Here is a 19,068-nt window from a genome sequence, read left to right as displayed (position 1 = left end):
CGACGGGAGTCGCGGGTCTTCTAGACCGATCATACGCCCGTTTCAAACCCACCTTGTGCGATCTTGCTTTCCCCGTTCGCGGGGAAGGGGGCCGTCGGCTGCAAGTCGACGGTGGAAGGGGCGGGACCGGGCTCGGCGCTTGAATTCGCTCCTTCCACCACGCCCTCTGCGGGGCGCAGTCCCCCTCCCCCGCTTCGCATGGGCGGCAAGACTACACTCAAACATTGACACGATTCCGCACCGCCCCTATCAGAGCCGCCTTCGCCTGACCGGAAGGTCCTGCGCGGGTGTAGCTCAGTTGGTTAGAGCGCCGGCCTGTCACGCCGGAGGTCGCGGGTTCGAGTCCCGTCACTCGCGCCATTTCCGTGGCGTAGATCATTCGTACCCCGTACAGATTCCTGCGACCAGGCGCTGTTCGCCGCGCCCCGGAGCATTGCCCATGCCATTTCCCGCCACGCACCCCGCGCTGGCCCGCGCGCTTGACGCGCAGGGCTATCGCGAACCGACCCCCGTTCAATCCGCCGTTCTGGCTGCGCCACCGAATATCGATCTGCTGGTGTCCGCCCAGACAGGGTCCGGCAAGACCGTCGCGTTTGGCCTGGCTGCCGCCATTCCCTTGCTGGGCGACGCCGAACGGTTCGAGCGAGGCGGAGCTCCGCTGTTCCTGGCGATCGCCCCCACCCGTGAGCTGGCGCTGCAGGTCAGCCGCGAGCTGACCTGGCTATACGCGGCCGCCGGGGCGCGGGTGGTCACCTGCGTCGGCGGCATGGACGCGCGGCAGGAACAGCGCGCGCTCAGCGGCGGCTGCCACATTGTGGTCGGCACGCCCGGCCGACTGCGCGACCACATCGAACGCGGCAATCTCGACCTGGGTTCGCTCAAGGTGGTGGTGCTGGATGAGGCCGACGAGATGCTCGATATGGGCTTCCGCGAAGACCTCGAGGAAATCCTCGACTCGACGCCGGCCGATCGCCGCACCTTCCTGTTCTCGGCCACCATCGCCAAGGAAATCGCCTCTCTGGCCAAGCGCTATCAGCGCGACGCCCAGCGTATCGACACCATCCGCAGGGACGAGGCCCACGGCGATATCGAATACCGCGCCGTCCGCGTGGCGCCGAACGAGATCGAGAACGCCGTGGTCAATCTGCTGCGCTATTTCGAAAGCCCCGGCGCCCTGATTTTCTGCGCCACACGCGAACGGGTCCGCCATCTCTACGGCGCACTGCGCGAGCGCGGCTTTTCCGCCGTGCAACTCTCCGGCGGACTCTCCCAGAAGGAGCGCGCCGACGCGCTTCAATCTCTCCGCGACGGACATGCGCGGGCCTGCGTCGCGACAGACGTGGCCGCGCGCGGCCTCGACCTGCCGGACCTGGGTCTCGTGATCCACGCAGATCTGCCGAGCAATACGGCGGGGCTGCTTCACCGCAGCGGCCGCACCGGTCGCGCGGGCAAGAAGGGCGTCTCCGTTGTGGTGGTGCCACACACAAAGCGCCGCCCGGCTGAGCGTCTGTTTGCGGTGGCCAACCTGAATGTCGAATGGTCGGGCCCGCCGCTGGCTGAGGAAATCCGCGCCAAGGACCAGATCCGGCTGTTCGAAGACCCGCTCCTGAACGAGCCCCCCTCCCCCGAGGAACTGGAATTGGCCGCCAAGCTGCTGGCCGACCGTTCGCCGGAAGCCGTGGCCGCCGCCCTGATCCGCCTGCACCGCTCGCGTCTGCCGGCGCCTGAAGAAATGTTCGACGATCGTGGCAATGATCGCGGCGGATCCGATGCTCGCGGGCCAAGGCCGGATCGCGGTCCCGAGCGTGGCCCTCGCCTGGATCACGGTTCGCGCGCGGAGCACACGCCCAACGGGGACTCAACCTGGTTCCGACTGCCGGTGGGCCGCTCCAAGAATGCTGACCCCAAGTGGCTGGTGCCGCTGATCTGTCGGCTTGGGCATGTCACCAAGAAGGACATCGGCCTGATCAAGATCTTCGACAACGAGACCAAGTTCGAAATCACCCGCGAGGCCGAGCCCCGTTTCCGTGAGGCGATCAAGACGGCTGCTGACGCGGGCGACATCCGCATCAACCCGGCGGGCGCTCCCGGAGCGCCGCCGCCGCGCGCCGCGGGTCCGAGACCCGAACGCGGCCCGCGTCCCGAGGGTGCACGCCCCCCTTATGCGCCACGTCCGCAAGGCGGCCCGCGTCCGGATCGTGGACCCCGCCCGGGCGGTCCGCCAAAAAAGCCCTTCAAGAAGCGCGCGCCTAACGGCTAGCGCCCGGACGGTAGGTTCGCGCCGTGCGCCCGACCAGTTGCTCCGGATGGAAGTAAACCTCCCGCAGGTCTCCGGCAGCATATCGCGCCGCCTGATCCATGAAGTGGGCGCTGTCCGGATGGCCGCTGGCCCCACCGGCGGTGATCGCCAGCGCGCGCACCTTTGGCCCGAACTCGACCACGGCCACGAAGCTGTTGCCGCTGGTTCCGTAGTATCGCTTCGTTCCGGGATACCGCCTGGCTCCGAACGAAGCCAGGGACCCCCATTGCGCCGAGGCGAACGGCACGGCGATGCTCGGGCCGTCGTCGCGGAAGTTCTGGACAATGTCGCCGTTCAGCCGTTGGAACCGGTTGATTTCACCCCACGGGGTCTTCCAGCTTCCGAAGTCGGCGGTCAGGCGCGCGGAGGCTTCCGACAGCGCCGCGAGCTTGTCGGCGCCGGAACTCTTGTCGGCCATGTAGTCCCACACGCTCATGCGCGCAGCCTTGGCCGCGGGCGCGGCCCTGGCCCAGAGCGCTTCACCCCAGAACACCGCCAGGGAGGTCTCGGTCGAGCTCTCCGACCAGGTCTTGTCCCAGGCCTTCAACGCCGCCACCTGCTCTGCCAGCTTGGGATCCGGGGCTGCGTCATAAGCCGCCGCCAGGGTCGGGATCAGGCGCGCGAACGCGGTGAGATAGGGGTCGTAGGCCTTGGCCAGGAGGGTCTCACGGGTCATTCCGCTGGCGCCCGTCAGAACCCGGATGGCGTGCGGGCCGCGTGGGTTCTCTCCGGCAGAGTCCATGTATTTGGGAAAGGCGGCCTTGTCCGGACTGTCCGGCCCGGCCGCCGTCCAGGGCGCGTCGTTCACGTTGAACACCCATCCGACCGACGGGTCCTTGACTCGCGGCGCATCGGTCAGGGCATGCAGGCCCTTCCAGTCCGTCGCCGGGTCGGAGCCATCCACCGGTTGGGTATAGTCGAACCGGTCATCGCGCTTCGGGATGAACTGGGGGTGCAGATAGGCGGTCACGCCGCTTGAATCGGCAAACAGGGTGTTGTTGGACGAATTGGCCTTGAGCTCGGCCACCTTCATGAAGTCGGCGTAGCTGTTGGCCTTGGTCCGCAGGAAGGATTGCTGCAGCGCCTCGACCGGCTTGTGCATGAGCGCCACCGCAATCCACTTGTCGCCGAGCTTGCGCACCACCGGGCCATGATGCGTCCGATAGGTGGTGAAACTCCGGCTGGCCATAGATCCGTCGGCGGCGCGATACGGCACGTCGATGGTCTTCAGCGTGACCTTGCGCTGCTCGGCGCCATAGCGATACCGCAGGCCGTCCGGGGCGGAGGAGACCTCCTCGGCGAACTCATCGATCACGTCGACGCCGCTGGAGGTGTGCATCCAGCCGGCTTTGGCGTTGAACCCCTGGTAGATGAAGAACTGGCCCCAGGTGACAGCGCCATAGGCGTTCAGCCCCTCGTCGCTGGTCATCTGCAGCTCGGAACGGAAGAAGAACGAGGTGTGCGGATTGATCAGCAACAGCGCATGGCCGTCCCGGGTGATCTTGGGCGCAATCGCGATGCCGTTCGAGCCGGTGGGCTCGCGGAAGGCAAAGGGGTCTTCCACCCGCGCGCTCTTCACCCCGCCATAGAAGGTCTCCAGCTCCGCCAGCGAGATGGATTCGATATCGCCGCCGATACTCCCCTCGGAGAAACTCAGCGCCATCCAGGGCTCGAAGCGCGTGATCACCCGGGGTTTCGTCTCGGGATGGGTGGCCAGATAATAGTTCAGTCCATCCGCCCAGCTGTTCATCAGCGCCTTCAGCCAGGGCGGGCTGGCCGCGTACTGCGCCTTGAGCTCGACAGGATCGATGAACAGTTTCTGCCGCAGGTCCGACCAGATCTCACCGGGGCCCAGCGCCTCGGCCCGGCGACCCAGCGAGGTGAGATAGTTCATCTCCACGCGATTGAAGTCGTCCTCGGCCTGGGTGAAGGCCATGCCAAAGACGGCGTCGGCGTCGGTCTTGCCCTTCACATGGGCGATACCCCAGGTGTCGCGCACGATGGTCACCCGTTCGGCTGCGGCCTTCCATCGCCCCATGTCGTCCGCCGCCAGGGCTGATACACCCAGCAGGCCCCAGACCCCGATCGCCACCACCAATGACCGAAACCGCATACACGCCTCCCAAACCCGGACCGGACCAACACGCCTTGGACCGCCGGGTTTGTCCAGCCAGATAGGTCACAATTCCTTAACTCTATTGGCCGGCGCCCCGGACTCAGGCTTTGGTCCCTCTCAGGGGACGCCAACGGGGTCCAGTGGAGTATGCCCGATGCCTGACGCCACCTATGTCGCCTTCGTGCCGAGCGGCATGACCGCCAAGCTGCGTACGGTGCTGCAGACGGAAGACACCGGCCAGATCAGCTGGCGCGAACGCAAGGGCCTGTTTGGCAGCGAATTCTATTTTTCCGGGCCGTCCAGCCTGGCCCGCGCCACCCACGCCTACATCAGCGAGTGGGTCGTCCGGCACTGAGATCGGCGATCAGAACAGGGCGTAGGCGACGAACACCCCGGCCGTGAACTGGTCAGGCGATCCGCGCAGACGCACGCGCGGGCTGTCGGCGGCGTCGCCGATGAGTCGGCCATAGCCAAGAAGACCGACCACTGTGGTGCGTCGCCCAACAGGTGCGATGGCGGTCACGTTGACTCCGAACTCCTGAAGGCCGCCACCAGGCCGGTATGCCGGCAATCCGGACGCAAAGGCCTGGGTCGCGTCAACGCCAAAGAACGCACGGTTCACCTTGGCTGTCACGAAGGACGCGTTCGGACGTGCGGACAGCAAAACCGGACCTGATCGGGTCTGCGCAATGGGCAGTGTCACCGCAGCGTCCAGTTCGAGAATCCCGCCGCCGTGGCCGCCCGCCACGTCATGGCTGGCCTCGATCCGTGCAGAAAAGGGGCCGCGGCTGTATTCTGCAAAGGCTCCCGGCTCGATTGAGATATCGACGTCGCCAAGACCTCGCAAGTCCCGGCTGTCGTTCTCTTCCTGGCCGAAACTGAACCTGACTGTCGGTCCAAACGTGAAGTCGCCGGACCGGTAAAGGTTGAGCGCGATCCCATCATCAACCGTAGCCGACACCAGATCGTCGTAGCTCACCGACAAATAGGGCAGGACGCGAACCCGAGACCCGGCGCTTCCGAGGAAATCAGGGGTCACCAGCCCCCCTCCTCCAACTTGCACCTGCAAACGCGACGCCGGCTGCGGCGGCTGCGCAAGGCTGCCGGTCGCGAAGGCAAGAGCACCCAATACTACGATGGGCAGATGATACGAGGACATTGGAACTCCCGTGAGCAGGCCATCTCGCCTTTGTGAAGGGTGGGGAATCTGCAACCTGGAATTGGCGTTTTACCCTGCCTCCTGGAAGGCTCGGACGTAAAAAGATACACCCTACTTCTTCATCCAGGGCTTGGATTTCGATGCAGAGTGCGCGGCCGCGGCGCGCAGCCCGCCATCTCGCGCCCGCCCGCTCGGCGAACCTTTGGACGCAAGCGCCGCCTTCTTCAGGCGCAATGCCTTCTGGATCGGCGTTTCCCCGGCCGGTGGGCCATCATCGTGATCCGTCATGCCCGCTCTCCTGCGCCTGCCTTCTATAGCGCGGGTTCGTCCGGGACGGTAATCCGCTGCGCCGCGCCTACTTCTGGATCAAACGCCCCCTCAGCACGGCAGGCGCCGTCACCTTCGGCGCCCCGGCATCCTCAGCCAGCAATCCGTCAACGAACCCGGGCAGCCAGGGGTTCCGGCCGGGCTTCATCCGTTCGGCGCGATATATGTGGCCGAGGTCTGCATAGGCCCTATCAAAATTCTTGTTCACGATGACGTAGTCATATGCCTGCCAGTGAATGATCTCTTCCCGACCCAGGGCGAGGCGCTGATTGATGGTCTCCTCGGTGTCCTGCGCGCGGGCGCGCAGGCGTCGCTCCAGATCGCCCCAGACCGGTGGCAGGATGAACAGCCGCACGCTGTCGTCCGGCGCCCTCTCCGCGATCTGCCTGGCGCCTTGCCAGTCGATGTCGAAAAGCACGTCGTGGCCCGCCGCCAGCGCGGCCATCACCGGGGCGTTGGGTGTGCCGTAGTACTGGCCGTTCACGACCGCCCATTCGAGGAATTCCCCATCGGCGATCATCCGTTCGAACTCGGCTCGGCTCTTGAAGTAGTACTCCCGGCCTTCCTCCTCACCGGGCCGCGGGGCACGCGTGGTGGCCGAGATCGAGAGGGTCAGATCCGAATGGTCGGCCACCAACCGCCGCGTCAGCGACGTCTTGCCGGCGCCTGCAGGACTGGACACCAGCAGCAGCAATCCCCGACGCGTGGTCTCCCAGGGCTTGGAATGGTCATCGCTCGCGGGCGTCACGCTTCATCTCCGCTTGTTCCCGCGCATCGGTCCGGGACGACCAGACACCTGTGGCTATTCCACATTCTGCACCTGCTCGCGGAACTGTTCGATGGTGGCTTTGAGGTCCAGGCCCAGGGTGGTCAAGGCCGGCAATGTGGACTTTGAACAGAGTGTATTGGCTTCCCGCATGAACTCCTGGGTCAGGAAGTCCAGTTTGCGGCCCACCGCGCCGTCGGCCGCCAGATGTTCCCGGGCCGCAGCGACGTGGCCCGCCAGCCGGTCCAGCTCCTCGCGGACGTCGGCCTTGATCGCCATGGCGGCAGCTTCCTGCAGGATCCGCTCCGGTGTTGCGGCCTCGCCGGCCAGCTCTTTCAGCCGCGCCTCGTAGCGCGCCTTGAGTGCGGCAGGCTGACCGCCCGCCACCGCGCCAGCCTGTTCGGTCAGCTCGCCGATGCGGGTGACCTGACTGTTCAGCACCGGCGCCAGTGAGGCGCCCTCGCTGCGTCTTGACGTCAGCAAGACGTCCAGCGCCAGACTGATGGAGCCGCCCATGGCCGCTTCCAGTTCGGCAACGGCCTCCGGATCGAGGCCGGTATCATCGGCCTCGATCACACCCCGTAGCGCCAGCAGTCCGTCCAGTCGGGGCGGGGCGGCGCGACCGTCAGCCACATAGGCGGCGCCCGCCGTCAGATAGCGGGCGATCTGCTCGTGATTGATCCTTACCGATCCGACGCCTTCAATGCGCTTGGCCTGAACGCCCACGGTGATGTTGCCGCGCTGAAACCGGGCCTGGGCGCCCTCCCGGGTGATCCGTTCAAGACCGTCAAAGCCTGGTGGTCCGCGGAACCGGGTTTCCAGGTTGCGGCCATTGACGCTGCGAGCTTCCACCGCCCAGGTCCAGGCGCCCAGCGCCCCTTCGGCCCGTCCAAACCCCGTCATTCCGGATGTAGGCATCTACTGTCCCCCCGACGCCTTCTGTCGCTCTATCTCCCGCCAGCGGGCCACATTGCGCTTGTGATCCTCATAGGTCACGGCAAAGGCATGACCGCCGGAGCCGTCGGCCACAAAGAATAATTCGTCACTTTTCGGTGGATCCAGCACGGCCGCAAGAGCCTCCCGGCCCGGATTTGCGATCGGCGTCGGCGGCAGACCAACCACCTTGTAGGAGTTATAGGGTCCCGCGGCCGCCAGTTCCGAAGCGCGGATGCCACGTCCCAGCGGCCGTCCCCGCGTGAGTCCATAGATGATGGTCGGATCACTCTGCAGCGCCATGCCAAGCCGTAGCCGGTTGACGAACACAGCTGCCACGCGGGGCCGTTCGGCCGCAACACCGGTTTCCTTCTCGACGATGGACGCCAGGATTACCGCCTCCTCCGGCGTTTCGATAGGAAGGTCAGGCTGCCGGGTCGCCCACAGATCGGCCAAGACCTTGTCACGCGCCTCGCGCATACGCTGGATCACGGCGGCCCGGCTCTCGCCCCGCTCAAGTCGATAGGTGTCGGGCAGGATCGAACCTTCCGGTGGTTCGTCCACAACACCCACCAGCTCGGCCTCGGCTCTGAGGGCGTCGAGAACCATGCCGCTGGTCCAGCCTTCGGGGATTGTCACCTGGTGACGCACGACCTTGCCATCCCGGATGTCGGCCAGTACCCGGGCCATTGAGGCGCCCGACGGGAATTCATACTCGCCGGCCTTCAGGTCCGCCGCAGCGCCCGTGATCCGGGCTGCGGCGCTGAACACGCTGGCCGATGAAATGACCCCGGACTCCTTCAGGGTCTCCCCGATCTGTTGAACACCGGAGCCCTTTTCCAGAACCACGGATATGACGTCTCCCGAGTCGGATCGCGGTCCCGGCCCGGCGTAGCTCCAGATCCCGGCCAGCAGGGCCAACAGCGCAAGGCCAGCCACGATGGCCGCGCCCCCGCCGGCGGCGCGGCGGCTCAGTCGGCGTCGACTCACGCGTACCGCTTGAACAGCACCGAGGCGTTGGTGCCACCGAAGCCGAAGCTGTTGGACAACGCCACATTGATCTCCATCGGCCTGGCCTTGTGCGGCACCAGATCGAGAGCGGTCTCCACCGACGGATTGTCCAGGTTGATCGTGGGCGGGGCGACCTGGTCACGGATCGCCAGGCAGGTGAAGGCAGCCTCGATGGCGCCCGCCGCGCCAAGCAGATGTCCGGTCGCGCCCTTGGTCGAACTCATGGCGACACCCTGGCCGCCGTTACCCAGCATTCGCTCCACGGCACGAAGTTCAATCTCGTCGCCCAGCGGCGTAGAGGTGCCATGGGCATTGATGTAATTGATCTCGGCAGGCGAAATCTTCGCATCCTTGATAGCTGCCTGCATAGCCCGGAACCCGCCGTCGCCATCCTCGGCAGGCGCCGTGATGTGGTATGCGTCGCCGGCCATGCCGTAGCCGATCACCTCGGCGTAGATCTTGGCCCCGCGCGCCAGCGCGTGCTCCAGTTCCTCCAACACCACGATACCCGCGCCCTCGCCCATGACGAACCCGTCGCGGTCCTTGTCATAGGGGCGGCTGGCCTTCTGCGGCGTTTCGTTGAAGTCTGTGGACATCGCCCGGCAGGCGATGAAACCGGCGATGCCAACCGGCACAACACTGGCCTCGGCGCCGCCGGCGACCATCACGTCGGCGTCGCCATACTTGATCAGGCGACAGGCGTCGCCGATGGCATGGGCCCCGGTCGCGCAGGCCGTCACCACGGCATGGTTCGGGCCCTTGAACCCATGTCGGATCGAAACCTGACCGCTCACCAGGTTGATCAGCGCTGACGGGATGAAAAAGGGACTTACCTTGCGCGGCCCGTGCTCGTGCAACTGGATCGCCGTGGCCGCGATGGTTCCCAGGCCACCGATTCCGGAGCCAATCATCACGCCGGTACGCTCGCGACCCTCGTCGTCCTGTGGCGCCCAGCCCGAGTCGCGCACGGCTTCGTCGGCCGCGGCAATGCCGTAGAGGATGAAATCGTCGACTCGCCGACGGTCCTTTGCCGACATCGTCTGGTCAGGATCAAAGCTGCCCGGAACCTCCGGCCCACCGCCGCCCTGGCCATCGACGCGCGGGACCTCGCAGGCCACCTGGCACGCCCATCCATCGACGTCGAAAGCGCTGATACGCCCTGCGCCGGACTCTCCGGCCAGGATCTTCTTCCAGGTTAGCTCAGTCCCCTGCCCCAGCGGGGTCAGGAGACCGATGCCGGTGACGACGACTCGACGCATGGGCCTGCCTCACAAACGAAACCGCCGCGCCTTCGGTGGACCGAGGGACGCGGCGGCGTTCAATTACGGTACGTGGTTACCGAACAGCGTTAGCCGCCCAGCTTCTCGCCGATGAACTTCACGGCGTCGCCAACGGTCTGGATGTGCTCCGCAGCGTCGTCCGGAATCTCGATGTCGAACTCTTCTTCGAACGCCATGACCAACTCGACATTATCGAGGCTGTCGGCCCCCAGATCGTCGATAAAGCTGGCCTTCTCGGTGACCTTTTCAGGGTCAGCATCGAGATGTTCGATCACAATCTTACGGACGCGTTCTAGGACGTCGGACATTTCAGTAGGTCCCTCAGGGCTTAGTCAGGTCATTGCATCGGCGACGGTGGCGCTTAAGTCAACTGCCGCCTTCGGTGTTCAGTTCCGCCTGCCGGGTATCATGTTCGCTTTCGGCTGGCGAGCGTCAGATCATCGCCATACCACCGTTCACATGCAGCGTCTGGCCGGTGACGTAGCTCGCGGCATCCGAAGCCAGATAGGCGCAGGCAGCGGCGACATCGACGCCCAGTCCAAGGCGACCTGCCGGAATGGTCGTGAGGATCTGGGCTTTCTGAGCCTCGTTCAGGGCATCGGTCATGGGGCTTTCGATGAAGCCCGGCGCCACGCAATTCACGGTGATGCCGCGGGTCGCGACCTCCTGGGCCAGAGCTTTTGAAAACCCTATCATCCCGGCCTTTGAGGCGGCATAGTTCGTCTGCCCAGGGTTGCCCATCACGCCCACCACCGAGGTGATGCCGATAATCCGCCCCGCCCGGCGCTTCATCATGCCCTTTACAGCCGCCCGGCTCAGCCGGAAGTAGCTCTCCAGATTGACCTTGAGAACGGTCTCCCAGTCCTCGTCCTTCATCCGCAGAAGCAGCCCGTCCCGGGTGATGCCGGCGTTGGCCACGAGGATATCCAAGGGGGCGCCCGCGGCGGCTTCCGCAGCGCTTATGAGGCCGTCAACCGCCGCCGCGTCAGACAGATTCGCAGGCGCAATCGATACCCGCTCGCCAAGCGTGGCCGCCAGCTCGGCCAAAACCGCTTCACGCGTGCCCGACAGCACCACATGGGCGCCCTGGGCGTGTAGCGTCCGGGCGATTTCCGCGCCGATACCGCCTGTCGCGCCTGTCACAAGCGCCGTCTTGCCGGTCAGTCCAAACATGGGTCCGCCCCTATAGAGATTTCGCAAACGATTCGAGATCGGCCGGCGCATTCAATGAAACGGCGTCCGCGTCCGGTGCAATGCGCTTGGCCATGCCGGTCAAGACCTTGCCGGCTCCGGCCTCTGCAAACCGGGTGACCCCGCCTTCGCCCGCCATCCAGATCATGCTCTCACGCCAGCGTACCCGCCCGGTGACCTGCTCCACCAGCAGGCGACGCAGGACTTCAGGGTCGTTGGTCGGTTGAGCCTGGATGTTGGTCACCACCGGCGCGCCGGGAGCCTTGAAGGTCGCTTCGGCCAATGCCCGGGCCATTTCGTCCGCCGCCGGTTGCATCAGCGGGCAGTGGAAAGGCGCCGAGACATTTAGAGGAATGGCGCGGGCGCCTAGTTCCTTGGCCTTCTCGATGGCCCGATCCACGGCGGCCTTCTCGCCCGAGATCACCACATTGCCGCTGTTATTGTCATTGGCCACAACGCAGACACCGACTTCGGATCCCGCCGCCGCCGCCGCCTCGGCCAGCGCCAGGTCGGTCTTCGGACCGATCAGGGACGCCATGGCGCCCTGTCCCACCGGAACGGCGCGCTGCATGGCCTGCCCCCGGAGTTTCAACAGTCGCGCCGTGTCGGACAGGCTGATCGCGCCAGCCGCCGCCAGCGCAGAATATTCCCCGAGACTGTGGCCAGCCACAAAGGCGGCGCGCCCGATGTTGACCCCGAATTCCTTCTCAAGCGTCCGCATCACGGCCAGACTCACCGCCATCAGCGCGGGCTGGGCGTTTTCGGTGAGGGTCAGCTGATCTTCAGGGCCATCGCGCATCAGCAACGACAGCTTCTGCTCGAGGGCGTCATCGACCTCCTGAAACACCTCGCGGGCGGATGCAAAGGCCTGCGCCAGTTCCTGGCCCATTCCGATGGCTTGACTTCCCTGGCCGGGAAAAATGAAGGCAAGGCTCATGGGTACAGTTCCACTGACTGGTGATTCCAGGTCGCGAGCGTTAGGGGATAGCGTCACCCGCGACAAGATGACGAAGCCTGGAGGGCGCCCAATGAGAGCCGTGATCCGCCGCGACAAGAAGTTGATCTGCGACGAGATCGCCGATCTGACGCCCGGCGAAGGCCAGGTGCTGGTCAAGACGCTGGCCTGCGGGATCTGCGGGTCGGACCTGCATTTCCTGCATCACATGGAGCACATGATCGAAATCACACGCCGTGGAGAATCCTCCGTGGGCGCAGGCGCCTTTGATCCGACCGCAGACACCGTGTTTGGCCACGAATTCTGCGCCGAAATCCTCGATTTCGGGCCGGGAACTACCGGCGTGCTCAAGGCCGGGACGCGAGTGGTCTCAATGCCTGTGACCCTGACAGCAAGCGGGGTGGAGGCCCTTGGCTTCTCGAACCGGCTCCCGGGCGGGTTTGCCGAACGCATGATCCTTAGTGAGGCGCTGCTGCTGGCCGTGCCCAATGGACTGCCAACCGACAGCGCCGCCATGACCGAGCCCTTCGCCGTTGGTGCGCATGCAGTGGCAAAGGCGCGGCTGGATGCGGACTCCGTTGCGCTGGTGGTGGGTTGTGGCCCCGTCGGGCTGGCGGTGATCGCCGGGCTCAAGGCGAAGGGGCACGGCCCCGTGATCGCCTGCGACTATTCCCCGCGTCGCCGTGCGGCGGCCGAGCGGCTGGGCGCCGACGTGGTGATCAACCCCGCCACGGAAAGCCCGAACGGTCGCTGGGAGAGCTATGGCGTGCCCACCGCCCGCGCGGCCCAGAGCATGGCCCGGATGATGGGCAAGACCTTCGGCCGGCCCGTGGTGTTCGAGTGCGTGGGCTCGCCCGGCATCCTGCAGTCGCTGATCGAGGCGGCTCCGGCGGGCAGCCAGATCGTGGTGGCCGGCGTCTGCATGGAAACCGACCGGATCGAACCCGCCATCGCGATCACCAAGGAGATCGAGCTGACCTTCGTGCTGGGCTATACGCCTGACGAGTTCGCCATGACCCTGCGTCAGCTTTCCGAAGGCGTGATTGATGTCTCCGGTCTGGTGACAGGTACAGTTGGCCTGGACGGTGTGGCGGACGCCTTCGTGGCGTTGGGCGACCCGGAAGCGCATGTGAAGATCCTGGTGCAGCCGAACGGCTAGCGGACCTGTTGCTCAGCTCGAAAAGTCGGTATTCACGGGTATCACGAACCTCCTTTCCCCAAGGACGCTGTCTCATGAAATCCTTCACTCTGGCCCTGGCTGCCGCTGCGCTCGTTTCCACCCCGGCCCTCGCGGCCCTGAAGGCGGGCGACAAGGCGCCGGATTTCGTGGCGCCGGGCTTCCAGGCCGGCAAGGCGCTGACGTTCTCGTTGGCTGAGGCCCGCAAGAAGGGGCCGGTCGTACTCTATTTCTTCCCGGCCGCAGACACAGCCGGCTGCAACCTCGAAGCCAAGATGTTCGCCGACGCAATGCCGCAGTTCGCCGCCAACGGCGCCACAGTCATCGGCGTGACCGCCGGCAAGCTGGACAAATTGCAGCAGATCTCGGCCGACACCGACAAGTGCTCGGGCAAATTCCCGGTCGCCGCCGACCCCGGCGCGAAGATCGCCAGACAGTATGACGCGATCATGGTCGCCCGCCCCGACTGGTCCGACCGCACGTCCTATGTGATCTCACCGAAGGGCGACGTGCTCCACAGCTACTCCAAGCTGGACCCGACCGAACATGTGGCCCAGACGCTGGGCGCCGTGAAGGCTTTCAAGGCCAAGCGCTAGGCGCACGACCTGCCCCCGGCTTTAGCGAAAACCCTTGCCCGCGCGGGGGTTTTCCCTTAATTGCCCGCCCCTTCACGGAAGGCGGTCTCTCGCGGAGCGCAATCAGGGCGGAAACGTCCTGCCCGCCGCGCCAGAGATCCATCGTGACTGTCGGACTTCCGCCGACGGCCACGCCGCCCTCCACAACGGAAGAGGACATATGGCACTCTACGAACACGTCGTCATTTCGCGGCAGGACATCTCGCCGCAACAGGCCGAAGCGCTCAACGACACCCTCAAGCAACTCATCGAAAGCGGTGGCGGCAACGTCGCCAAGATCGAGTACTGGGGTCTGCGCAACCTGACATTCCGCATCAAGAAGAACCGCAAGGGTCACTATTCCCTGCTGGCGATCGACGCTCCGTCGGACATCGTCAAGGAAATGGAACGCCAGCTGTCGATCAACGAAGACGTGCTGCGCTACATGACCGTCCGCGTGGACGAACTCGACCTTGAGCTCTCCCCGGTTCTCGCCCGCCGCGATCGCGACCGCGAACGCCGCGACGACGTTCCTCAGTTTTAAGAAAGGGAGGCCCTCGCCATGACCGACGAAACCTCCAACGCGCCGGCTGCCGGCGCTGCTGCGGGCGGCGCACGTCGCCCGTTCTTCCGCCGCCGCAAGGTTTGCCCGTTCTCCGGCGCCGGTGCGCCGAAGATCGACTACAAGGACGTGAAGCTGTTGCAGCGCTACGTCTCGGAGCGCGGCAAGATCGTGCCGTCGCGCATCACCGCAGTGTCGGCCAAGAAGCAACGTGAACTGGCCAAGGCCATCAAGCGCGCCCGCTTCCTGGCTCTCCTCCCCTACGTCGTGAAGTAAGGGAGCCGCACAGATGAAAGTCATTCTGCTCGAACGCGTGGAGGGCCGCGGCGCCCTCGGCGACGTGATCACCGTCAAGGACGGCTACGCACGCAACTTCCTGCTGCCTCGCCAGAAGGCGCTTCGCGCCAACTCGGCGAACCTGAAGGTCTTCGAAGCCCAGCGCGCGGACATTGAAGCCCGCAACGCCCGGGCCAAGGAAGCCGCTGGCCAATCCGGCGAGAAGCTGGACGGCACGTCCTACATCCTGATCCGTCAGGCCGGCGAAAGCGGTCAGCTTTACGGTTCGGTCTCGGGTCGAGACGTTTCCGACGCAGTCAACGCTGAAGGCGGCAAGATCGAACGCGCGATGGTCGTGCTGGACAAGCCGATCAAGACGCTGGGCCTGCACGACGTGAAGGTTCGCCTGCACTCGGAAGTCACGGTTACGGTCACGCTCAACATCGCCCGCAGCCAGGACGAAGCTGAACGCCAGGCCCGTGGCGAAAACGTGATCAACTCCCAGTTCGAGGAAGATCGCGCCGCGGACGAACAAGCTGCCGCCGACATGCTCGAGGGCGGCGCTGGTACGCACGTGGACTTCGAACGCTCGGACGGCTGAAGCTCGCGTTGATCTGCGGAGAAACAAGACGGCGCGGGAACACTCCCGCGCCGTTTTCTTGTCACTGTTGCCGAATTGTCATTTGCGACAAAACCTGGCGCGCCTAGGTAATGCTCAACATCCACCGGACCGTTAATCAAGGTAGCCCATGCGATATCAGAACCTACTGCTCGCCGCAGTATCCGCTGCAAGCCTGACGGCTGGCACAGCATCAGCCCAAAGCGGACAGACCTCAGCCGAGGTTGAGGAAGTGGTGGTCACCGGCACCCGGACAGAAGGCCGGACCCGGTTGGAATCCATCGCACCGGTGGATGTGATCGGCCAGGATGCGCTCTCGAAGGTGGGGGTTACGGAACTCAACCAGGCGCTATCCATTGCCCTGCCCTCGTTCAACTTCCCCCGCCCCGGTCTGGCTGACGGTACCGACACCATCCGTCCCGCCACCCTTCGCGGCCTCTCGCCTGATCAGACTCTCGTGCTGGTGAACTCCAAGCGTCGCCACTCAGCGGCCCTGGTGAATGTCAACGGCACGATCGGACGTGGATCATCCGCCGTCGACCTCAACACCATCCCCTCCGGCATCGTGCAGTCCATTGAAGTCCTGCGCGACGGCGCCTCGGCGCAGTACGGGTCAGACGCCATTGCCGGGGTGCTCAACCTGCGCCTGCGCGAAGCCCGTAGCGGCGGCAACATCACGGCCACCTACGGCGCACGGATCACGACGGTGAGCACTCTGGTGGCTCCCACCCCGAACGGCGCGAACTTCACTGTCGCCGACAAGGCCAAATACGATCGCACTGACGGAGACACCGTCAATGTAGGCGGCTGGATCGGCCTGCCGCTCGGCGAGGACGGTTTCCTGACGCTATCGGGCGAATATCTCGATCAGGCGAAGACCATTCGTACGGCTCCAGACTGGCGCCAGCAATATACCCTGGTCAGCGGCGCATTTGACCCGCGCGAAGCCACGTTTGATCGCTACAACGCCTGGTACGGCGAACCCGACATCGCCCAGTACACGGCATTCGCGAACGCTGGCTACGATCTCAGCGACACGACCAAGCTCTATGGCTGGGCCAGCTTCCAGAACCGCGACTCCACGTCTGCGGGCTTTTTCCGCCGGTCCCTGGATGATCGCAACATCACCTCGATCTACCCCAATGGCTTCCTGCCGCTGATCAATCCTGAGGTGAAGGATTTCTCTTCCGGCGGAGGCGTGACCTGGAAGCTGGGCGAGTGGGATATGGACACCTCGCTGGTTTATGGGTCGAACAGCATGGATTTCACGATCCGCGACACGCTGAACCGCTCAATCGGTCCGAGTAGCAAGACCGTGTTTGACGCCGGTGGCTTCGATTATAATCAGCTGGTCGCCAACTTTTCAGGCGTGCGGACCTTCGAGGCCGGTCTCGCCAAGCCGCTGAACGTGGCCGTCGGCATCGAGCTGCGTCGTGAAGGCTACAAGATCAATGCGGGCGAGCCGGACTCCTACCGCAATGGTGGCGTTCTGCTGAACGGCGCGCCCACCCCCTCTGGGGCCCAGGTGTTCCCCGGCTTCCGGCCAGAGAACGAGGTCGACAAGGATCGAACATCTGTCGGCGTCTATCTCGACCTGGAAGCAAACATCACCGAACAGCTGTTGATGTCGGCGGCTGTGCGTGGCGAGAGCTATTCGGACTTCGGCGAAACAGTGACCGGCAAACTCGCGGCTCGCTATGATGTATCGGACAGCTTCGCGCTGCGCGGCTCGATCCAGAACGGCTTCCGCGCGCCTTCCCTGCAGCAGCAGTTCTTCACCGCAACCTCCACCAACTTCATAAACGGCGTGCCGTTCGATATCACCACCTTCCCGGCGACCAACAGTGTGGCGGCCGCTTTGGGCGCAAAACCGCTCGACGCCGAAAAATCCACCAACTACGCCGTCGGCGCTGTCGTACAGCTCGGTCCAGTAAACTTAACTGTCGACGCCTATCGCATTGAGGTGCGCGACCGGATCGTGCTTTCCGAGAACCTTACACAAGCCAACGTTCGCGCGTTTCTGCAGTCGCGCGGCTTCGTCGGCATCGGCGGTGGACGGTTCTTCATCAACGGCGTCAACACCACGACCGAGGGCGTCGATATCATCGCCAACTACAAGGTGACATCCGATGATCTGGGCAGCCTTGGCCTGACGCTGGCGGCCAACTTCAATTCGACCAAGGTCAAGAAGGTGCCGAAGACCGCGCAGCTCGCCGCCTTGACGCCGGCTCCCGTGCTGTTCGATCGGATCAACGTGCTCACCTTCGAAAAGGGCTCGCCGGAGTCAAAAGTCACCGGCTCGGCCGACTGGAACCGTGGACCATTTGGCGCGACCCTTCGAGCTACCCGTTACGGCGAGGTGCTCAGCCCAGGAACTGCCGCTGCCCAGGATCTTGTCCTGAAACCGCGGACGGTAGTGGACATGGAAGCGCGCTGGACGATCAACGAAACGGTGAAAGTGTCTGTGGGCGCTGACAATGTCTTCGACGCCTATCCGACGAAGACGCCCTTTGCGCTGAACACCACCTCCAACACGCCGTTCTCGAACTACGCCCCCTTCGGTCGATCGGGTCGCTATGTTTACGGTCGGGTGGCTTTGAACTGGTAGGGGCGCAAAGCCGCGCGAAGCTCCGGCCTCGCGCGGCGCTTGCGGCTTCTGCGTGACATCGGAGGCAAGGTCGCGCAATAGGCGCCCATGAACTTGCCCGACCGGGCGCGCCTGACGGTCGATCTGGATGCGCTCGCCCACAATCGTAGTGTGATTGCGGCCAACGCGCCCGGGGCCGAGGTCGCGGCCGTGGTCAAGGCTGACGCCTATGGGCTGGGCGCCGGTCCCGTGGCGCGACGGTTGTATCAAGAGGGCACACGCAGCTTCTTTGTCGCCCGGCTGTCAGAGGGAATGACCCTTCGGCGCGAACTCGGCGGGCGAGCGGCGCACATCTTCGTTCTGGACGGCCTGTTATCAGGCACAGCGGATGCGATGGCGGCGGCGGGGCTTATCCCGGTGGTCTCGACCCGCGATCAGCTTCAGCACGGCACGATACTCGCACGCGCGGGAATGCCTCTGGAGGTAGCCCTTCAGATAGACACCGGCATGAATCGTCAGGGGCTGACGCTGGCCGACGCCCACGCCATCGCGTCCGATCAAGAGATGATGAGACACCTCAACATCACCCTCGTGATGAGCCATCTGGGGTCCGCCACCGCCCCGGGAGAGTCGCGTAATCCTCAGCAGCTTCAGCGCTTCCAGCAGACCCGCACGGCGTTCCCGACCGTCCGCGCGAGCCTCGCCGCTTCGGCCGGAGGCTTCCTCGGCGCGGAATACGCCTACGATCTGGTACGGGCCGGTATCAGCCTCTACGGCGGCGGCCCCGAAGAGCGGCCTGACCCGCGCCTGAAGGCTGTCGCCACGTTGACAGCACCCATTCTGGACATCCGCCATCTGCAGGCAGGCGACCGGGTAGGCTATGGCGAGAGTTTCACAGCGAGCGGCGAGATGCGCGTCGCCGTCATCGCTGCAGGATATGCCGACGGCCTGATCCGTGCGGCCATGGGGCGCGGAATGGCCTGGGCCGCCGGAGCGCCTCGCCCGCTGCTGGCGGTCAACATGGATCTGACCGTGGTGGATATCGGCGATGCGCCCCTTGCAATTGGCGAACACGTCGAACTACTCGGCGCCAACGCCCGGCTTGACGACCTGGCCGCAGCGGCAGGAACCGTCGCGCACGAGGTGCTGGTGCGCCTCAGCACGCGCGCAGAGCGGATCTATATCGGCGCCTGAGG

At 65.0% G+C, this 19,068-nt stretch carries 19 protein-coding genes and 1 tRNA gene; 10 read left to right on the top strand and 10 right to left on the bottom strand.

Annotated features, from left to right (window positions below; genetic code table 11):
- Positions 1-283 precede the first annotated feature (283 nt).
- A tRNA-Asp gene (locus ACIQ3B_RS02330) sits at positions 284-360 on the top strand.
- Positions 361-439: 79 nt separating this feature from the next.
- Positions 440-2,260 (top strand): DEAD/DEAH box helicase, encoded by a 1,821-nt coding sequence (locus tag ACIQ3B_RS02325; RefSeq protein WP_397399700.1) that lies wholly within the window; start codon positions 440-442, stop codon positions 2,258-2,260.
- Here the strand turns inward: ACIQ3B_RS02325 and ACIQ3B_RS02320 are convergent.
- Positions 2,250-4,412 (bottom strand): penicillin acylase family protein, encoded by a 2,163-nt coding sequence (locus ACIQ3B_RS02320; protein ID WP_397399699.1) that lies wholly within the window; start codon positions 4,410-4,412, stop codon positions 2,250-2,252. The genes ACIQ3B_RS02325 and ACIQ3B_RS02320 overlap by 11 nt on opposite strands.
- A gap of 157 nt (positions 4,413-4,569) precedes the next feature.
- On the opposite strand from ACIQ3B_RS02320, the gene ACIQ3B_RS02315 reads away from it, so the two are divergent.
- Positions 4,570-4,770, top strand: a complete 201-nt coding sequence (locus tag ACIQ3B_RS02315; RefSeq protein ID WP_397399698.1) for a hypothetical protein — start codon at positions 4,570-4,572, stop codon at positions 4,768-4,770.
- Between the two features lie 9 nt (positions 4,771-4,779).
- Here the strand turns inward: ACIQ3B_RS02315 and ACIQ3B_RS02310 are convergent, their stop codons facing one another.
- The 9 genes from ACIQ3B_RS02310 to fabD all read right to left on the bottom strand — a co-directional run bounded on the left by ACIQ3B_RS02310 (position 4,780) and on the right by fabD (position 12,019).
- Positions 4,780-5,574 carry a MipA/OmpV family protein gene (locus ACIQ3B_RS02310; protein ID WP_397399697.1) on the bottom strand — a complete coding sequence of 265 codons (795 nt, stop codon included), beginning with the start codon at positions 5,572-5,574 and terminating at the stop codon, positions 4,780-4,782.
- Positions 5,575-5,685: 111 nt separating this feature from the next.
- The gene (locus ACIQ3B_RS02305; protein ID WP_397399696.1) at positions 5,686-5,862 is read right to left on the bottom strand and encodes a hypothetical protein; all 177 of its coding nucleotides are present in this window, start codon (positions 5,860-5,862) and stop codon (positions 5,686-5,688) included.
- Positions 5,863-5,929: 67 nt separating this feature from the next.
- Positions 5,930-6,649, bottom strand: a complete 720-nt coding sequence (gene gmk, locus ACIQ3B_RS02300; protein ID WP_397399695.1) for a guanylate kinase — start codon at positions 6,647-6,649, stop codon at positions 5,930-5,932.
- A 54-nt stretch (positions 6,650-6,703) separates the two neighbouring features.
- Complete coding sequence (locus ACIQ3B_RS02295; protein WP_397399694.1) at positions 6,704-7,585, bottom strand: YicC/YloC family endoribonuclease; 882 nt, start codon at positions 7,583-7,585, stop codon at positions 6,704-6,706.
- A complete protein-coding gene (gene mltG, locus ACIQ3B_RS02290; protein WP_397399693.1) occupies positions 7,586-8,590 on the bottom strand; it encodes an endolytic transglycosylase MltG in 1,005 nt (334 codons plus the stop codon). It lies immediately after the preceding gene.
- A complete protein-coding gene (fabF, locus tag ACIQ3B_RS02285; RefSeq protein WP_397399692.1) occupies positions 8,587-9,870 on the bottom strand; it encodes a beta-ketoacyl-ACP synthase II in 1,284 nt (427 codons plus the stop codon). The genes mltG and fabF overlap by 4 nt, the downstream gene beginning before the upstream one ends.
- A gap of 89 nt (positions 9,871-9,959) precedes the next feature.
- Positions 9,960-10,199: an acyl carrier protein gene (locus ACIQ3B_RS02280; RefSeq protein ID WP_397399691.1), complete on the bottom strand. Its 240-nt coding sequence runs from the start codon at positions 10,197-10,199 to the stop codon at positions 9,960-9,962.
- A 124-nt stretch (positions 10,200-10,323) separates the two neighbouring features.
- Positions 10,324-11,064: a 3-oxoacyl-[acyl-carrier-protein] reductase gene (fabG, locus tag ACIQ3B_RS02275; RefSeq protein WP_397399690.1), complete on the bottom strand. Its 741-nt coding sequence runs from the start codon at positions 11,062-11,064 to the stop codon at positions 10,324-10,326.
- Positions 11,065-11,074: 10 nt separating this feature from the next.
- A complete protein-coding gene (gene fabD / locus ACIQ3B_RS02270; RefSeq protein WP_397399689.1) occupies positions 11,075-12,019 on the bottom strand; it encodes an ACP S-malonyltransferase in 945 nt (314 codons plus the stop codon).
- A gap of 91 nt (positions 12,020-12,110) precedes the next feature.
- Here fabD and ACIQ3B_RS02265 point away from each other — a divergent pair, with 91 nt between their 5' ends.
- From ACIQ3B_RS02265 to alr, 7 genes are all read left to right on the top strand, one after another.
- Complete coding sequence (locus ACIQ3B_RS02265) at positions 12,111-13,196, top strand: zinc-binding dehydrogenase (RefSeq protein ID WP_397399688.1); 1,086 nt, start codon at positions 12,111-12,113, stop codon at positions 13,194-13,196.
- A 74-nt stretch (positions 13,197-13,270) separates the two neighbouring features.
- Positions 13,271-13,810: a peroxiredoxin gene (locus ACIQ3B_RS02260; RefSeq protein WP_397399687.1), complete on the top strand. Its 540-nt coding sequence runs from the start codon at positions 13,271-13,273 to the stop codon at positions 13,808-13,810.
- Positions 13,811-14,009: 199 nt separating this feature from the next.
- Positions 14,010-14,372 carry a 30S ribosomal protein S6 gene (gene rpsF, locus ACIQ3B_RS02255; protein WP_397399686.1) on the top strand — a complete coding sequence of 121 codons (363 nt, stop codon included), beginning with the start codon at positions 14,010-14,012 and terminating at the stop codon, positions 14,370-14,372.
- Positions 14,373-14,390: 18 nt separating this feature from the next.
- Positions 14,391-14,666, top strand: a complete 276-nt coding sequence (gene rpsR, locus ACIQ3B_RS02250; protein ID WP_397399685.1) for a 30S ribosomal protein S18 — start codon at positions 14,391-14,393, stop codon at positions 14,664-14,666.
- 13 nt (positions 14,667-14,679) lie between these two features.
- Positions 14,680-15,267: a 50S ribosomal protein L9 gene (rplI, locus tag ACIQ3B_RS02245; RefSeq protein WP_397399684.1), complete on the top strand. Its 588-nt coding sequence runs from the start codon at positions 14,680-14,682 to the stop codon at positions 15,265-15,267.
- A gap of 148 nt (positions 15,268-15,415) precedes the next feature.
- Entirely contained in the window at positions 15,416-17,893 is a 2,478-nt protein-coding gene (locus ACIQ3B_RS02240; RefSeq protein ID WP_397399683.1) for a TonB-dependent receptor plug domain-containing protein, read from the top strand.
- A gap of 87 nt (positions 17,894-17,980) precedes the next feature.
- Positions 17,981-19,066, top strand: coding sequence for an alanine racemase (alr, locus tag ACIQ3B_RS02235; RefSeq protein WP_397399682.1), 1,086 nt, complete (start codon positions 17,981-17,983; stop codon positions 19,064-19,066).
- Positions 19,067-19,068: the final 2 nt, after the last annotated feature.

Origin of the sequence: Phenylobacterium sp. (assembly GCF_044358365.1) — a bacterium.
Lineage (GTDB): Bacteria > Pseudomonadota > Alphaproteobacteria > Caulobacterales > Caulobacteraceae > Phenylobacterium.
The sequence above is the reverse complement of the archived record's forward strand: the minus strand, read 5'-3'. Positions and strand labels throughout refer to the sequence as shown.

Excerpts from the sequence above, each read along its gene's own strand:
- ACIQ3B_RS02325 (WP_397399700.1), top strand. The coding sequence starts at position 440 with ATGCCATTTCCCGCCACGCACCCCGCGCTGGCCCGCGCGCTTGACGCG.
- ACIQ3B_RS02320 (WP_397399699.1), bottom strand. The coding sequence starts at position 4,412 with ATGCGGTTTCGGTCATTGGTGGTGGCGATCGGGGTCTGGGGCCTGCTG.
- ACIQ3B_RS02315 (WP_397399698.1), top strand. The coding sequence starts at position 4,570 with ATGCCTGACGCCACCTATGTCGCCTTCGTGCCGAGCGGCATGACCGCC.
- ACIQ3B_RS02310 (WP_397399697.1), bottom strand. The coding sequence starts at position 5,574 with ATGTCCTCGTATCATCTGCCCATCGTAGTATTGGGTGCTCTTGCCTTC.
- ACIQ3B_RS02305 (WP_397399696.1), bottom strand. The coding sequence starts at position 5,862 with ATGACGGATCACGATGATGGCCCACCGGCCGGGGAAACGCCGATCCAG.
- ACIQ3B_RS02295 (WP_397399694.1), bottom strand. The coding sequence starts at position 7,585 with ATGCCTACATCCGGAATGACGGGGTTTGGACGGGCCGAAGGGGCGCTG.
- fabF (WP_397399692.1), bottom strand. The coding sequence starts at position 9,870 with ATGCGTCGAGTCGTCGTCACCGGCATCGGTCTCCTGACCCCGCTGGGG.
- ACIQ3B_RS02280 (WP_397399691.1), bottom strand. The coding sequence starts at position 10,199 with ATGTCCGACGTCCTAGAACGCGTCCGTAAGATTGTGATCGAACATCTC.
- fabG (WP_397399690.1), bottom strand. The coding sequence starts at position 11,064 with ATGTTTGGACTGACCGGCAAGACGGCGCTTGTGACAGGCGCGACAGGC.
- fabD (WP_397399689.1), bottom strand. The coding sequence starts at position 12,019 with ATGAGCCTTGCCTTCATTTTTCCCGGCCAGGGAAGTCAAGCCATCGGA.
- ACIQ3B_RS02265 (WP_397399688.1), top strand. The coding sequence starts at position 12,111 with ATGAGAGCCGTGATCCGCCGCGACAAGAAGTTGATCTGCGACGAGATC.
- ACIQ3B_RS02260 (WP_397399687.1), top strand. The coding sequence starts at position 13,271 with ATGAAATCCTTCACTCTGGCCCTGGCTGCCGCTGCGCTCGTTTCCACC.
- rpsF (WP_397399686.1), top strand. The coding sequence starts at position 14,010 with ATGGCACTCTACGAACACGTCGTCATTTCGCGGCAGGACATCTCGCCG.
- rpsR (WP_397399685.1), top strand. The coding sequence starts at position 14,391 with ATGACCGACGAAACCTCCAACGCGCCGGCTGCCGGCGCTGCTGCGGGC.
- rplI (WP_397399684.1), top strand. The coding sequence starts at position 14,680 with ATGAAAGTCATTCTGCTCGAACGCGTGGAGGGCCGCGGCGCCCTCGGC.
- ACIQ3B_RS02240 (WP_397399683.1), top strand. The coding sequence starts at position 15,416 with ATGCGATATCAGAACCTACTGCTCGCCGCAGTATCCGCTGCAAGCCTG.
- alr (WP_397399682.1), top strand. The coding sequence starts at position 17,981 with ATGAACTTGCCCGACCGGGCGCGCCTGACGGTCGATCTGGATGCGCTC.